The following is a 14,032-nucleotide window of genomic DNA, read 5'->3' as shown; positions in this document are numbered from 1 at the left end:
ATGCTTTCCATCGCCTTTGCATCCGTTCTCGCCGCGGGCCGCCTGTTTCGGGCCGTGTTTGCCTGCATGCTGCTGGTGCCGTTCGTGGCGGCGCGCGCGGAGCTGATGCTGCATCCGACCCGCATCGTATTCGACAACAACACGCGCGCCGCCCAGATCGAGTTGATCAATACCGGCAGCAAGCCCGCCAGCTACCGCATGTCGCTGGTCAACCGCCGCATGACCGAGGCCGGACAGTTCGAGGCGGCCGAGACGGCGCAAGACGGGGAACGCTTCGCCGACCCGATGCTGCGGTATTCCCCGCGCCAGATCACCTTGCAGCCGGGAACGGCCCAGACGGTCCGGGTGATGCTGCGCAAACCCGCCGAGCTGGCCGCGGGCGAGTACCGCTCGCACCTGCAGTTCGACAAGCTGCCCGAGGTCGAGGGCCGGGCCAGCATCGAGAGCAAGGGCGCCGACCCCACCCGGATCGGCGTGGTGCTGAACGCGCTGGTGGGCGCCTCGGTCCCCGTCATCGTGCGTCACGGCGCCGCCGATGCCAGCATTGCGCTGGCGGGCCTGGCCTTGCGCAAGGACGAGGCCGGACGTGACCAGCTCGTCCTGCAGTTCGAGCGCGCGGGCGGCAATTCCGTGTACGGCGATGTCAGCGTCACCTTTACGCCCGGGAGCGGCAAACCGCACACCCTGGCCCGGATCAGCGGCATTGCCGTGTACACACCGAACCGCGTGCGCAAGGCCACCCTTGCATTGGACGTGCCGGCCGGCCTGGCCCTGGCCGGCGGGCTGCTCGAGGTCAGCTACCGCGACCGGCCCGAGGCCGGCGGCAAGCTGCTGGCACAGGCCAGCCTGCACCTGCCGTGAGTGCGCCTGGCCGCCTGCCCGGCCTGGCACTACCTGCGCCGTCGGCGATGACGGGAGTGGCCAAGCGTGCTCATGCGCCATGCTGTCATTTCGAACAGGCATTGTCCTCGCGGCGCTGACGCTGCCTGCGGCGCTGCCGGGGCCGTGCCTGGCCGCCGCACCGGCGCCCGCAGAACAGGCCGACGCCAACCTGGTCCTGCTCGAGGTGCGCCTCGGCAGCCAGGTGCTCTCCGACGCCGTCACGGCCTACGAGGCCGGACGCGACGTCTACCTGCCGCTGGGCGAGATGGCGCGCCTGCTGACGCTGGCCATCCGTGTCGCGCCCGGCGCCGGCCGCGCCAGCGGCTACATCCTGACCGAAGCACGCCATTTCAGCCTCGACGTGGCGGGCAGGGCGGCCGACATCGCGGGCCGGCGCGAAGCCGTCGATCCGGCGCAGCTCAGGCTGGAAGGCGACGAGATCTACGTCGCCAGCCGGCTGCTCGCGCGTTGGCTGCCGGTCGACTTCGACCTCGACCTGTCCAGCCTGGCGCTGAAGGTGCGCCCGCGCGAACAGTTGCCGTTGCAGGCGCGCCTGCAGCGGCGCGAGCGCGGCAGCCTGCCGGGCACGCCCGGCGGCTATGGCGATCCCGGCTATCCGCGCCTGGCCACGCCCTATCGCCTGGCCGGCGTGCCCTTCATCGACCAGACGCTCGGCTTTGCCTTCGACAAGCGCGGCAGCGCGCGTACTGCCGAGGCGTCCTGGAGCGCCTACCTGACCACCGATTTGCTGGGCATGGAAGCGGCGCTGTACGCCAGCCGCAGCCGCGACGGCCCTGCGTCGAGCCTGCGCCTGACGCTCGGGCGCAACGATCCGGACGGCGCGCTGCTGGGCCCGCTGAAGGCGCGCACCGCCTTGTTCGGCAGCGTGCCGGTACCCGGCGTGGCCAATATCTCGACCAGCAGCACGACCGGCAACGGGATTGCGCTCAGCAACCGTCGGCTCGACCAGCCGACCAGTTTCGACCGCCACACGCTGCAGGGCGACCTGGCGCCCGGCTGGGATGTCGAGTTGTACTACAACGACGCGCTCGTTGGCGTCCAGCCATCACGTCCCGACGGCAAGTACAGCTTCGCCGACCAGCCGCTGGCCTATGGCCCGAATGAATTCCGGCTCGTCTTCCACGGGCCGCTGGGGCAGTCGCGCGTCGAGCGCCAGTATTTCCTGCTGGAGCAGTCGACGCTGCCGCGCGGCGCCCTGTTCTACGACCTGGTCGGGCACCGCGACGACGCGGGGCGCACGCATGCGCTGGCCCAGGTCGAGTGGGGCATGAACCAGCATGTCAACCTCAGCGCCGGCTGGCAGCGCATGCCGCTGTTCGACGCCGCGCGCAGCTATGCCAGCCTCGGCCTGCGCGGCTATTACAAGGGCATCATCCTGACGGCCGACGCGGTGCGGGCCGATGACGGCGGCAAGCTGGCCCAGCTGGGATTGAAGACGCGCATCGGCAACGTCGCGTTCTCGGCAAGCCGGGCCCGCCTGGACGGCTTCACCAGCGCGTTCTTCGTACCCGGCGCCGACCCGGTGCGCACCCGCGACGAGCTGCGCGCCGAAGGCGTGCTCGCCTTCGGTGCGAATGTCTTCCCGCTGTCGCTCCAGCTCAGGCGCGACCTGCTCGGATCGCGCCTGGAACAGCGAGAAGTGCAAGCGCGCCTGTCGGCCTACCGCAACGGCACTGCGCTCAGCAATGCATTGCGCTGGCAGTCGCTGGGCGGCATCGAACGGGCCGACGGCCTGCTGCAGGCGAGCCGCAGGGTCGCCGGCATCGGCCTCACCGGCCAGCTGCAATACACGCTGGCGCCGCAGGCCGCCCTCGGCAGCGCGGCCGCCTCGGCCGATTGGTACCTGGCCGGCGGCTATGTGCTGAACCTGGGCCTGGCGCGCATGTTCCAGGAGCGGGAGCTGCGCGCCACCGGGTCGCTCAGCAAGAGCCTGGGCAGGTTCGGCCTGGGCGTGAGCGGCTTTTATGCGGGCCGCCACGCCTACGGCGTCGGCGTGCAAGTGTTCATGGCGATGGGACTGGAACCGCGCAGCCGGCGCCTTTTGAGGGAGGCCCAGCCGATGGCGAGCACGGGAGCGGCCTCGCTGCGCGTGTTCCTCGATAAAAACCTGAACGGCAGCATGGACCAGGGCGAACAGGGCCTCGCCGGCGCGGGCTTCACCGTCAACGGCGCCAACTACGGCGTACGCACCGACGCGGCCGGCCTGGCCTGGTTGCCGCGCCTGCCGGCCAACCGGCATATCGACATCGGGATCGACCCGAGTACGCTCGAAGACCCGCAATGGCAGCCGCGGCTGGCCGGCGTGCGCATCGTGCCGCGGCCGGGCAGGGTCAGCCAGGTCGACTTCGCGGTCGGCATCACCGGCGAGGTCGACGGCACCACCTATCTCTTCGCCAGGGGCGTACGGCGCCCGATCGGCGACCTCAGGCTCGAGCTGGTCGATGCCGCGCGCAAGGTCGTCGCCACCGTCGCCAGCGCCGCGGACGGCTATTACGTAATGACCGGTATTTTTCCGGGCGAGTATGTACTGCGCGTGGAACCGGGGCAATTGCAACGCCTCGGCCTGCGGGAGACCGGCATGCAGCGCATCACGATCGGACCGGACGGCACCGTGCTCAACGGCCGCGACCTCGACGTGCGCGGCCCGGACGAGGCCTGAACCGTTCTCGCCGCGCGCCGGCCGATTTGCGCCCCGGCCGCCGCAGTGTGCGTGCGAACGTTTACAATGGCGGGTTTGAATCTGGCGGCGGCAGCTCATGGCAAAACAATTCGATGTAGCGGTAATCGGCGCGGGCGCCGCCGGAATGATGTGCGCGGCGATCGCCGGCGCGCGCGGCAAGCGCGTGGTGCTGATCGACCATGCCGACAAGCTGGCCGAGAAAATCCGCATCTCGGGCGGCGGACGCTGCAATTTCACCAACATCAATGCCGGCCCGCAGAATTTCCTCTCCGAAAACCCGCATTTCTGCAAGAGCGCGCTGTCGCGCTACACGGCGCAGGATTTTCTGGCGCTGGTGAAAAAGCACCGTATCGGTTACCACGAAAAGCACCGCGGCCAGCTGTTCTGCAACGAGTCGAGCGAGCAGATCATCGCCATGCTGAAGGCCGAATGCAGCGCCGCCGAGGTCAACTGGCGCATGCCATGCAAGGTGCATGGCGTGACGAAAGAGCTTGATGGCTACCTGATCGACACCGACCACGGCGACCTGTTCGCCGGGAGCCTCGTGATCGCCACCGGCGGCCTGTCGATCCCGAAAATCGGCGCGACCGACCTCGCTTACCGCATTGCCACGCAATTCGGCCTGCCGCTGGTCGCGGCGCGTCCGGGTCTGGTGCCGCTGACCTTCGATGGCCCGGGCTGGGAAGCGTTCGCGCCGCTGGCCGGCATCGCCCTGGAGGTGGAAGTGTCGACCGGTTCCGGCAAGGGCAAGCATGCGAGGAATGCCAAAGGCGGCGGCCTGTTCCGCGAGGATTTGCTGTTTACCCACCGTGGCCTGTCGGGTCCGGCGATCCTGCAGATTTCCAGCTATTGGGAACCGGGCACGCCGATCATGGTGAACCTGCTGCCCGACAGGGACGTGGCCGAAGAACTGATCGGCGCCAAGACGACGGTCAAGAAGCAGCTCGGCAACGTGCTGACCCAATGGCTGCCGGCGCGCCTGGTCGATGGCTTGCTGCTGGCCAACGGCCTCGCGCCGGACGCGCGCCTGGCCGACATGCCCGACGCCAGGCTGCGCAAACTGGGCGACGCGATCAACCGCTGGGCCATCGTCCCGACCGGCTCCGAGGGGTATCGCAAGGCCGAGGTGACGCTGGGCGGCGTCGACACCCGCGCCCTGTCGCAGCAAACCATGATGGCCAAGGACGTCCCCGGCCTGTACTTCATCGGCGAAGCCGTCGACGTGACCGGCTGGCTCGGCGGCTACAATTTCCAGTGGGCCTGGGCTTCCGGCTTCGTCGCAGGGCAGAGCGTATGAGCCCTTGCAGGCAAGGTTCGGAGCCAAGTAGCAATTTCACTACACCAGCTTATTCTCTTCCACTGCTTGTCAAAAGCTGCTAGAATTTCGTTCTTCCCTAAATCCAACGGTTTGATTTTTACATGACCACTATCCGCCTTAAAGAAAACGAGCCGTTCGAAGTCGCAATGCGTCGCTTCAAGCGCACTATCGAAAAAACTGGTCTCCTGACGGAACTGCGCGCACGCGAGTTCTACGAAAAGCCGACTGCAGAGCGCAAGCGCAAGCTCGCCGCTGCCGTGAAGCGTCACTACAAGCGCATCCGCAGCCAGCAGCTGCCGAAGAAACTGTACTAAGACTGTCCGGCCGGGCTTGAACCGGTGACAGAGCAAAAGGCTCGTCCCGGCAGCCGCTAGGAAGTCCTGTGAACCCGCCCTGGTTGTTACCCCGGCGGGTTTTGTTGTTTCCATCTATCGATCCGGAGAAGCCATGAGTCTCAAAGAACAAATCACCAACGACATGAAAGCGGCGATGCGCGCCAAGGAAGCCGGCAAGCTCAACACGATTCGCCTGATCCTGGCCGACATCAAGCGCAAGGAAGTCGACGAACAGATCGAACTCAATGACGATCAAACGGTCGCCATCGTCGAAAAGATGATCAAGCAGCGCAAGGACTCGATCAGCCAGTTCGAAGCCGGCAACCGCCAGGACCTGGCCGACATCGAAAAGGCCGAACTGGCAGTGCTGGTGACCTACATGCCGGCCGGCTTGTCGGACGAGGAAATCGCCGCCGAAGTTGCCGCTGCGGTCGCCGCCTCGGGTGCCGCCGGTCCACAAGACATGGGCAAGGTGATGGCGATCGTCAAGCCGAAGCTAGCCGGCCGCGCCGACATGACCGTCGTTTCGAGCCTGGTCAAGAAAGCCCTGTCCGGCGCCTGATGCAACACAAGCGTGCTCCTTGCATCCAGGCTTGTTGTAAATCAATTTGCAGCGAGCGCTGCGGTATAGTCTGACCTTAGACAAACACTGTGTAAGCAACGTGATCCCGCAATCATTCATTACCGATCTGCTCAACCGCGTCGACATCGTCGACGTGGTCGGGCGCTACGTCCAGCTGAAAAAGGGCGGCGCGAATTACATGGGGCTGTGTCCTTTCCATAGCGAAAAATCCCCCAGCTTCACGGTCAGCCCCACCAAGCAGTTCTATCACTGCTTCGGTTGCGGCGCCCACGGCACCTCGATCGGTTTCCTGATCGAATATTCCGGCATGGGCTTCGTCGATGCCGTCAAGGACCTGGCCCAGAACGTGGGCATGGTCGTGCCCGAAGCCGACGACAAGATCCCGCCGCTCCAGCGCGCCGCCCAGCAGGCGCAATCGCAGTCGATGAGCGAAGCGCTCAGCCAGGCCTGCGACTACTACCGCGCCCAGCTGAAAAGCGCGGCCAATGCGATCTCGTACTTGAAGCAGCGCGGCCTGACCGGCGAAGTCGCGGCCCGATTCGGCATGGGTTATGCCCCGTCCGGCTGGGATAATCTGCGCACCATCTTTCCGGATTACGAGGCGCTGGCCCTGGTCGAATCGGGTCTCGTCATCGACAAGGTCGACGAGGACGGCGGCAACAAGAAGCGCTACGACCGTTTCCGCGAACGCATCATGTTCCCCATCCGAAACACGAAAGGGCAAGTGATCGGCTTCGGCGGGCGCGTGCTCGGCAGCGGCGAACCGAAATACCTGAATTCCCCCGAAACCCCGCTGTTCCAAAAGGGCCTCGAACTGTACGGCCTGTTCGAAGCGCGCCAGGCCATCCGCGACGCCGGCTATGTCCTGGTGACGGAAGGCTATATGGACGTTGTCGCCCTGGCCCAGCTCGGCTTTCCGCAAGCCGTGGCCACCCTCGGCACCGCCTGCACCAGTACCCACGTGCAAAAGCTGCTGCGCCAGACCGACAACGTCATCTTCAGTTTCGACGGCGACAAGGCCGGCCGCCGCGCCGCGCGCCGCGCGCTCGAAGCCTGCCTGCCGCAGGTATCGGACAACAAGACGATCCGCTTCCTGTTCTTGCCACAAGAACATGACCCGGACAGCTTCGTGCGCGCATTCGGCGCCGATGCCTTTGCCCAGGAAATCAACGACGCCATGCCGCTGTCGCAATTCCTGCTGCGCGAAGTGACGGGCGAACACGACCTGTCCACGCCGGAAGGACGCGCCGCGACCCAGTACGACGCCAAGCCCTTGCTGCAAGCGATGACACCGTCTTCGCTGCGCCTGCAGATCGTGCGCGGCTTGGCCAGCCTGACGGAATCGTCGCCGGCCGAGATCGAAAGCCTGTTCGAGTTGTCCAAGCCGGTGTCGAGCGCGCGCAAGGCGCCGCCGCGCCAGGGACGACCGGAACCGGTCGGCCTCGAGCTGCAGATCGTGCGCATTTTGGTTGCGCACCCGGCCCTGTCGCTGAACCTCGACGAGACGGCGCTGCAAGCGTTCGACTTTTTCGGCCAGGAATCAAGCGACGCCTTGCGCTACCTGGTCGGAGTTGCTCAGGCGCTTGGTGAATATGGCAACTTTGCAGCCTTGTCCGAACAGCTCAAGGAGGGCGGCAGCGACTATGACCGCATCATCGCCGAGATCGCTTCGGAGCCGGAATCGGACCCGGATGCAGACCGTGTCTGGCTGGTCAGCGCCGTGCGCCAAATCAAGAAAGACGCATTGAAACAGGAGTTGAACCAGTTGTTTTCCAAAGGGCTGACCCCAGATCAGGTGAGTGCTCGCTATCGTGAAATCACAGCCCAGCAGCAGCTCCTCGAGCGCGAAGAGGCTGCCGAGTTTAGCGCCCGTTAAGCCTGTGTCGCACAGTCAATAAGTGGGTTTTGTGCAACTTGGAAAAAGAGGGGTGCGTGCTATAATAAAACGCTAACTATTGCAACCTTTGAAACGACTTTCGTGTCAAAAGGGGCGTGGAGTTTCAGTTAGCGCAGCAGTGTTGTACGCTGTTTGCAGCGTGATGTAAAGTAACAAAACTTTATCTTTAACCATCGTAAAGTTCGTCGTTGTGACATCGAAAGCGCCTGTGCCAACCAAGAAACCCGAACCCAAAGTGGCTGCCAAACCCACCAGAGCGTCTGCCCAGGCAGACAACGCGCAAGACAAGGCGGATGTTCGCACAGCGGCCACCGCGCCGGTCGTCAGCCAGACCACCGATGCCGCCGCATTGGCCGCCATCGATACGTCGGGCTACGTGCTGCCGTCCGTGAAAGTCCCGGGGCGCCGCGGTCGCAAGCCAAAAGAATTTACGCCTGAGAACGACGAAGTCGCCGCGCTCAATGCCGTCGAACGCGCCGAACTGAAAGCCGTTGACAAGGCCAAGGCGAAGGACCGCAAAGCCAAGGAAAAAGCTCTGCTGAAAGATGCGTTCGCCTCGGACACCGAAGCGAGCGAGGAAGAGATCGAGCTGCGGCGCCAGAAGCTCAAGACGCTGATCAAGAACGGCAAGGAACGCGGTTTCCTCACTTATGCGGAAATCAACGACCACCTGCCCGACAACATCGTCGATCCGGAAGCGATCGAAGGCATCATCGGCACGTTCAACGACATGGGCATTGCCGTGTACGAACACGCGCCCGATGCCGAAACGCTGCTGCTGTCCGACAATGTCGCCACCGTCACCAGCGATGACGAAGCCGAGGCCGCCGCCGAAGCGGCGCTGTCCACCGTCGACTCCGACTTCGGCCGCACCACCGACCCGGTCCGCATGTACATGCGCGAGATGGGCTCGGTCGAGCTGTTGACGCGCGAGGGCGAAATCGAGATCGCCAAGCGCATCGAAGACGGCCTGCGCGACATGATCCAGGCCATCTCGGCCTGTCCGGTCACGATCGCCGAAATCATCTCGGCCGCCCAGCGCATCGAAGCCGACGAAATCAAGATCGACGAGATCGTCGACGGCCTGGTCGACGCCGAGGGCGCCGAAGAAACCTCGCCATCGGCCGTGGCCCCTGCCGGCGACGGCATGGACGAGGAGGACGAAGACGACGAAGCCGAGGAAGAGGGCGAGGAAGAAGAAGCCGCCGCCACCCCCGGCGCGGCCGGCTATTCCGCCGAGCAGCTCGAAGCGCTGAAACAGTCGGCCCTGGCCAAGTTCAGCACCATCGAGCAGCAGTTCGACAAGATGCGCAAGGCTTACGAGAAAGACGGCTACAACTCGAAAGCCTACGTCAAGGCGCAGGAAGCCATTTCCGATGAACTGCTGGGCATCCGCTTCACGGCGAAAGTCGTCGAAAAGCTGTGCGACACCCTGCGCGGCCAGGTCGACGAAGTGCGCCACATCGAAAAGCAGATCCTCGACGTGGCCGTGAACCGCTGCGGCATGCCGCGCGCGCACTTCATCAAGGTCTTCCCGGGCAACGAGACGAACCTGGAATGGGTCGACGGCGAAGTCAACGCCGGCCACGCCTACAGCGCCATCCTGGGCCGCAACATCCCGACGATCAAGGAATTGCAGCAACGCCTGATCGATCTGCAGGCGCGCGTCGTGCTGCCGCTGCCGGACTTGCGCAACATCAACCGCCAGATGGCGGCCGGGGAAATGAAGGCGCGCAAGGCCAAGCGCGAAATGACCGAGGCCAACCTGCGCCTGGTGATCTCGATCGCGAAAAAATACACCAACCGCGGCCTGCAATTCCTCGACCTGATCCAGGAAGGCAACATCGGCCTGATGAAGGCGGTGGACAAGTTCGAATACCGCCGCGGTTATAAATTCTCGACCTATGCGACGTGGTGGATCCGCCAGGCCATTACCCGCTCGATCGCCGACCAGGCGCGCACGATCCGTATTCCGGTGCACATGATCGAGACGATCAACAAGATGAACCGCATCTCGCGCCAGATCTTGCAAGAGACGGGCGCCGAGCCGGATCCGGCCACCCTCGCGATCAAGATGGAAATGCCGGAAGACAAAATCCGGAAGATCATGAAGATCGCGAAAGAGCCGATTTCGATGGAAACGCCGATCGGCGACGACGACGATTCGCATCTGGGCGACTTCATCGAGGACAACAACACGCTGGCCCCGTCGGATGCGGCCCTGCACGCCTCGATGCGCGGCGTGGTCAAGGACGTGCTCGATTCGCTGACCCCGCGCGAAGCGAAGGTGTTGCGCATGCGTTTCGGCATCGAAATGTCGACCGACCACACGCTGGAAGAAGTCGGCAAGCAATTCGACGTCACCCGCGAGCGCATCCGCCAGATCGAAGCGAAGGCCCTGCGCAAGCTGCGCCATCCCTCGCGTTCGGACAAGCTGAAGAGCTTCCTGGAAGGCAGCAGCTGATCCGATCAGCTAAAGCTTGACGGCGCAACAGTAAAAGCAATATCCTCTCGCCACTTCGTTCGGGACACCGCAGCGCGGTGGCGAGATTCTTCTTCCCATCTGTAACAAGTTTGGGCCTCTAGCTCATGCCTGGTTAGAGCAGCGGACTCATAATCCGTTGGTGCCGTGTTCGACTCACGGGAGGCCCACCATATAGAATAAGGGCTTGGCTCGATCCGGCAAGTTTGAAAAAGTAGGCTGAAGGGGCCGTGTAAGGGTAGTGTAGGAAGAAAGAAAGGCCCGATTAAGGCGGGGCAACAGGTAGGAGGCGTCCTGCCAGATGCGACCGACTAAACGCGCGCTGCTTTTGCTTCAATGGCTTATTTGGAGGTGTCGTGGCGCATCTCCGTGGAGCAGTGAATGTGCCGGCACAGCGCGGCCCGGAGCTGGTGTTATCGAGACCACGTCCCCCACGAACCTTCCTTGCCAAGTCAACGTCTGTTAGTCGATCTCATCTGCATATTCTGCTTAGTTGTTTGGCAGAGCCGCGAGTAGTCCGGCAAATTCGCCAGCTCGCACGGGGAATGATTTCGCCGGTTCGGGCCTTTTCTCGAGCTGTCCGTCAGGCCGGAGCGCCTGCCTGCCGGCTCGGCGTAGCCGCAGCGAACGCCGGATGGGCGTCGCAGGCCGCCATGATGCGGTCGATCGTCGGCGTATCCGGAATCGTAATCTTAAAAATCCTCACCATTTCCACAATGCTGGCCAGACAGATGTCGGCCATCGTCGGCGTGTCGCCATGACAAAACACGCCTGTCTGCGGCTCGGCGGCAAGACGTTGCTCGAGCGCGGCCAAGCCGGTCCCAAACCACTGGATCTGCCATGCACGCCAAGCCGTGTCGTCCATTCCAGCAGCGGCAGTCAAGTATTTTTTGACGCGCCCCGTGATCAGCGGATGCGTATCGGCAGCGAGCATTGCGGCGATTGAGCGGACTCGGGCGCGCCCATGCAGGTCCTGCGGCAGCAATGGCGGCGCTGGCTGGAATTCGTCCAGAAATTCCAAGATCGCCAACGACTGTGTCAGCGGCGCATGTCCGATCTCAACCAAGGCTGGGATCGCGCCGAGTGGGTTGATCTTCAAAAATTTTTCGTCGCGCTGCTCCCCGGCATCGATATTGACGATCCGTTCGTTCGCCGTCAGTCCCTTCAGGTTGAGGGCGACGCGCACCCGGTAGGTGGCCGAGGTGCGCCAGTAAGCATACAGTTCGAACGTGGATTGCGTGGTCATGGCTGATTTCCTTTGAGGTCAAACGTACATGTGGACTAATTGATCTATAATTATAACCATGTCCAGACTTTTACATCAACCCACACACAGCCTCACACAACAGACCTCCCCCGTGATGGGGCGGCCACGCCAGTTCGTGCCTGCCGAAGCGCTCAGGGATGCGCTAGCGGTATTCTGGGATAAAGGGTACCAGGCAACCTCGCTCGACGATCTGACCGCTGCCATGCACTTGAGCCGGTCGAGTTTTTATGCCTGCTTCGGTTCCAAGCACGCCGTGATGATGGCTGCTGTCGAACTCTACGCCGATGAGTTATTTGCCAGGCTCGAGACCGTGGCGTCGTCCATGCCCGCCGTCGAGGCCGTCCACGCCGTACTGGCGGCGATTGCCGAAGTCGATGCCGGCCGCCGTGGCTGTTTCTTTGTCAATAGCGTGACGGAACTTGCACCGCACGACGAGGCGCTGGCGGCCTTCGCTCAGCGCCACGTCGCCCGTACCGGCGCGCTGGTCGTCGGCTTGCTCGAGCGGGCCGGATTTACCCCGGCGCTTGCGCAATCGCGCGCCGCTGCCTTGCTGGCGCTGACGATCGGCACTATCACGCTGCGCAAAGCCGGCCTGCCGGTACCGGAGCTACTGACCATATTGAGCCAGGCGCAGCTGCTGCTCGCCGATACCACGCCTTCTACTTAACGGAGCCACCCATGTCACTACGCCTGCCTACTGTGTTCATCCCCGCCTTGCTGTGCGACGAAATGCTGTACCGAGATGTGATCGCCGTCCTCGGCGATGTGATCGAACCGCAAGTCTTGATGTCGCCACAAGCGAATTTGGCCGATAGCGCCGCTGATATTCTTGCGCGCGCGCCGCGCACGTTTGCGCTGGTCGGCACCTCCTACGGCGCCAATGTGGCGCTGGCAATTGCCCTCGCAGCGCCGGAACGTGTTTCCTCGCTTTGGCTGATGGGCTGCGATGCCAGCGCTCCAGCCGCCGGCGGGCCCGATCTTGCCGCCGGACTCGACGCGACGCCAGACGCGATCGTCGATTTTTTGGCAGGAATCGTCGTACGGCCGGCTGATCACGCAGCAAGTGCCGCCTTCAAAGCCATGGCGCACCGCGTCGGCGCGCCGGCTGGCGCGGCGCAGGCGCGTGCGCTGGCGAGCCGGGACGATATCTGGTCCAGGCTAAGCGAACTGCGCATGCCGGCGCTGATACTGACCGGTGACGAAGATCCGATCGCACCACCGGCGCGCGGGCAGCAGCTCGCGCAAGTGATGCCGCACGCGCGCTTTGAACTGATGCAGCAATGCGGTCACTTGCCGTCGCTGGAGCAGCCGGCGCGGGCGGCCGCGTTGTTCCACGCTTTTCTCGGTGAGAACGCACCGCAGCCGCATCCCGCCAGATAGGCGAAAGCGGAACCCGGATTCGCAATTCGTTACCTTTTCGAGCCACGCTGCAAAGCACAAGCGGAATACGCTATGAATACAATCACGACCAAGGACGGCACGCCCAGCTTCTTCATCGAGCGCGGCGCCGCCACCATCACGATTGGTACATTGTCTGCTATACGTGCGCGCTGCACGTTTTTCGTGCATCATTGATTAGTTTGGTGGCTCAAATTTTTGCGAAATGCATTAATACGCCGCCGTCACGAATAAAAATGGACCGCCACAAGAGCGCGCCACGGCCCGGATTCGATCCGGCGCCGAATGGCCGTCAGCGCCAGGAGACAGGCATGTCAGCAGCCGTACGCGTGTTACAAGGAAAGTTCGGGCGGGTATGCCTGCTCGACATGGATCGCCCGCTGGTCACCCATGGCCATTCGCAGTGCCACGTGCTGATCAAGGTCAGCGGCGAGGACACCTCGTTTACCGTCCGCGACAAGTCCTATCCGCTGACGGACCAGACCGCGGTGCTGATCAACTCGTGGGAGCCGCACGCTTACACTCACCATAATCCGGATGCGCCCGGCACCATCATCCTGGCGCTGTACATCGAACCGCTGTGGCTGGGCGAGATCGAGCGAGTCCTCATCTCCAGCGGCCAGCCGGGCTTCTTCCCGCAGTCCTGCGTCGAAATCTCCAAACCGATCCGCAACCTGTCCAACCAGCTGGCGATGCAGATGCTGTATGGCGACCAGCTCAGCGCCCAGAAGCTGGAAGTCGAGTTGTCGAATTTGATGATCGCGGTGATCGACGCGTTTTCGGAGTGGCGCCACCTGAACGACTTGCGCAAGGCCGACCTGCCGCGCATTGCCGACCCGCGCATCCGCCGCGCCATCACCTATATGCGCGCCAACGTCGGCGCCGAACTCGATATCGACAAGATGGCGTCGGAGGCGTGCCTGTCGCGCGCTCATTTCTTTAAGCTGTTCCAGCAGGACACCAGTCTGACGCCTAACCTGTACGTCAATGTGCTGCGCATGGAAAAAGCGATTGTGGGCCTGACCCAAACGCGCCTGCCGCTGGTCACCCTGTCCGACAGCCTCGGCTTCAGCGCGCAGAGCCACTTCACGCGTTTTTTTCAGCAGCACATGGGCGCGATGCCCAGCCAGTACCGCAAAGTAGTCGATCTGTACGACCACCACTGACCG

The 14,032-nt window shown here is 63.6% G+C and carries 12 protein-coding genes and 1 tRNA gene; 12 read left to right on the top strand and 1 reads right to left on the bottom strand.

Annotated elements, in window-relative coordinates; genetic code table 11:
* From ACFPOU_RS11545 to ACFPOU_RS11510, 8 genes are all read left to right on the top strand, one after another.
* Entirely contained in the window at positions 1–861 is an 861-nt protein-coding gene (locus ACFPOU_RS11545; protein WP_379720995.1) for a fimbrial biogenesis chaperone, read from the top strand.
* 79 nt (positions 862–940) lie between these two features.
* The gene (locus ACFPOU_RS11540) at positions 941–3,562 is read left to right on the top strand and encodes a hypothetical protein (protein ID WP_379720992.1); all 2,622 of its coding nucleotides are present in this window, start codon (positions 941–943) and stop codon (positions 3,560–3,562) included.
* Positions 3,563–3,659: 97 nt separating this feature from the next.
* A complete protein-coding gene (locus tag ACFPOU_RS11535) occupies positions 3,660–4,880 on the top strand; it encodes a BaiN/RdsA family NAD(P)/FAD-dependent oxidoreductase (RefSeq protein WP_379720989.1) in 1,221 nt (406 codons plus the stop codon).
* Between the two features lie 122 nt (positions 4,881–5,002).
* Entirely contained in the window at positions 5,003–5,215 is a 213-nt protein-coding gene (rpsU, locus tag ACFPOU_RS11530; protein ID WP_005665410.1) for a 30S ribosomal protein S21, read from the top strand.
* 133 nt (positions 5,216–5,348) lie between these two features.
* On the top strand, positions 5,349–5,798 hold the full coding sequence (locus tag ACFPOU_RS11525; protein ID WP_379720986.1) for a GatB/YqeY domain-containing protein: 450 nt from the start codon (positions 5,349–5,351) through the stop codon (positions 5,796–5,798).
* A 100-nt stretch (positions 5,799–5,898) separates the two neighbouring features.
* Positions 5,899–7,695, top strand: a complete 1,797-nt coding sequence (dnaG, locus tag ACFPOU_RS11520) for a DNA primase (protein WP_379720983.1) — start codon at positions 5,899–5,901, stop codon at positions 7,693–7,695.
* A gap of 256 nt (positions 7,696–7,951) precedes the next feature.
* Complete coding sequence (gene rpoD, locus ACFPOU_RS11515) at positions 7,952–10,180, top strand: RNA polymerase sigma factor RpoD (protein WP_379720980.1); 2,229 nt, start codon at positions 7,952–7,954, stop codon at positions 10,178–10,180.
* Positions 10,181–10,292: 112 nt separating this feature from the next.
* Positions 10,293–10,371 (top strand) — tRNA-Ile (locus ACFPOU_RS11510).
* Between the two features lie 410 nt (positions 10,372–10,781).
* Here the strand turns inward: ACFPOU_RS11510 and maiA are convergent.
* Entirely contained in the window at positions 10,782–11,444 is a 663-nt protein-coding gene (gene maiA / locus ACFPOU_RS11505; RefSeq protein WP_379720977.1) for a maleylacetoacetate isomerase, read from the bottom strand.
* Positions 11,445–11,502: 58 nt separating this feature from the next.
* Between maiA and ACFPOU_RS11500 the strand changes: the two genes are divergently transcribed.
* From ACFPOU_RS11500 to ACFPOU_RS11485, 4 genes are all read left to right on the top strand, one after another.
* A complete protein-coding gene (locus tag ACFPOU_RS11500; protein WP_379720974.1) occupies positions 11,503–12,132 on the top strand; it encodes a TetR/AcrR family transcriptional regulator in 630 nt (209 codons plus the stop codon).
* Positions 12,133–12,143: 11 nt separating this feature from the next.
* Positions 12,144–12,845 carry an alpha/beta fold hydrolase gene (locus tag ACFPOU_RS11495; RefSeq protein WP_379720971.1) on the top strand — a complete coding sequence of 234 codons (702 nt, stop codon included), beginning with the start codon at positions 12,144–12,146 and terminating at the stop codon, positions 12,843–12,845.
* A gap of 72 nt (positions 12,846–12,917) precedes the next feature.
* Positions 12,918–13,040 carry a hypothetical protein gene (locus ACFPOU_RS11490; protein ID WP_379720968.1) on the top strand — a complete coding sequence of 41 codons (123 nt, stop codon included), beginning with the start codon at positions 12,918–12,920 and terminating at the stop codon, positions 13,038–13,040.
* A 134-nt stretch (positions 13,041–13,174) separates the two neighbouring features.
* Complete coding sequence (locus ACFPOU_RS11485) at positions 13,175–14,029, top strand: helix-turn-helix domain-containing protein (protein ID WP_379720965.1); 855 nt, start codon at positions 13,175–13,177, stop codon at positions 14,027–14,029.
* Positions 14,030–14,032: the final 3 nt, after the last annotated feature.

It is taken from the genome of Massilia jejuensis, from assembly GCF_042656795.1.
GTDB lineage: Bacteria > Pseudomonadota > Gammaproteobacteria > Burkholderiales > Burkholderiaceae_D > Telluria > Telluria jejuensis.
Note: the sequence above shows the minus strand (reverse complement) of the source record. Positions and strands in the feature narration are given on the sequence as shown.

Coding starts and splice junctions, on each gene's coding strand:
- ACFPOU_RS11545 (WP_379720995.1), top strand. CDS start 1: ATGCTTTCCATCGCCTTTGCATCCGTTCTCGCCGCGGGCCGCCTGTTT.
- ACFPOU_RS11540 (WP_379720992.1), top strand. CDS start 941: ATGCTGTCATTTCGAACAGGCATTGTCCTCGCGGCGCTGACGCTGCCT.
- ACFPOU_RS11535 (WP_379720989.1), top strand. CDS start 3,660: ATGGCAAAACAATTCGATGTAGCGGTAATCGGCGCGGGCGCCGCCGGA.
- rpsU (WP_005665410.1), top strand. CDS start 5,003: ATGACCACTATCCGCCTTAAAGAAAACGAGCCGTTCGAAGTCGCAATG.
- ACFPOU_RS11525 (WP_379720986.1), top strand. CDS start 5,349: ATGAGTCTCAAAGAACAAATCACCAACGACATGAAAGCGGCGATGCGC.
- maiA (WP_379720977.1), bottom strand. CDS start 11,444: ATGACCACGCAATCCACGTTCGAACTGTATGCTTACTGGCGCACCTCG.
- ACFPOU_RS11500 (WP_379720974.1), top strand. CDS start 11,503: ATGTCCAGACTTTTACATCAACCCACACACAGCCTCACACAACAGACC.
- ACFPOU_RS11495 (WP_379720971.1), top strand. CDS start 12,144: ATGTCACTACGCCTGCCTACTGTGTTCATCCCCGCCTTGCTGTGCGAC.
- ACFPOU_RS11490 (WP_379720968.1), top strand. CDS start 12,918: ATGAATACAATCACGACCAAGGACGGCACGCCCAGCTTCTTCATCGAG.
- ACFPOU_RS11485 (WP_379720965.1), top strand. CDS start 13,175: ATGTCAGCAGCCGTACGCGTGTTACAAGGAAAGTTCGGGCGGGTATGC.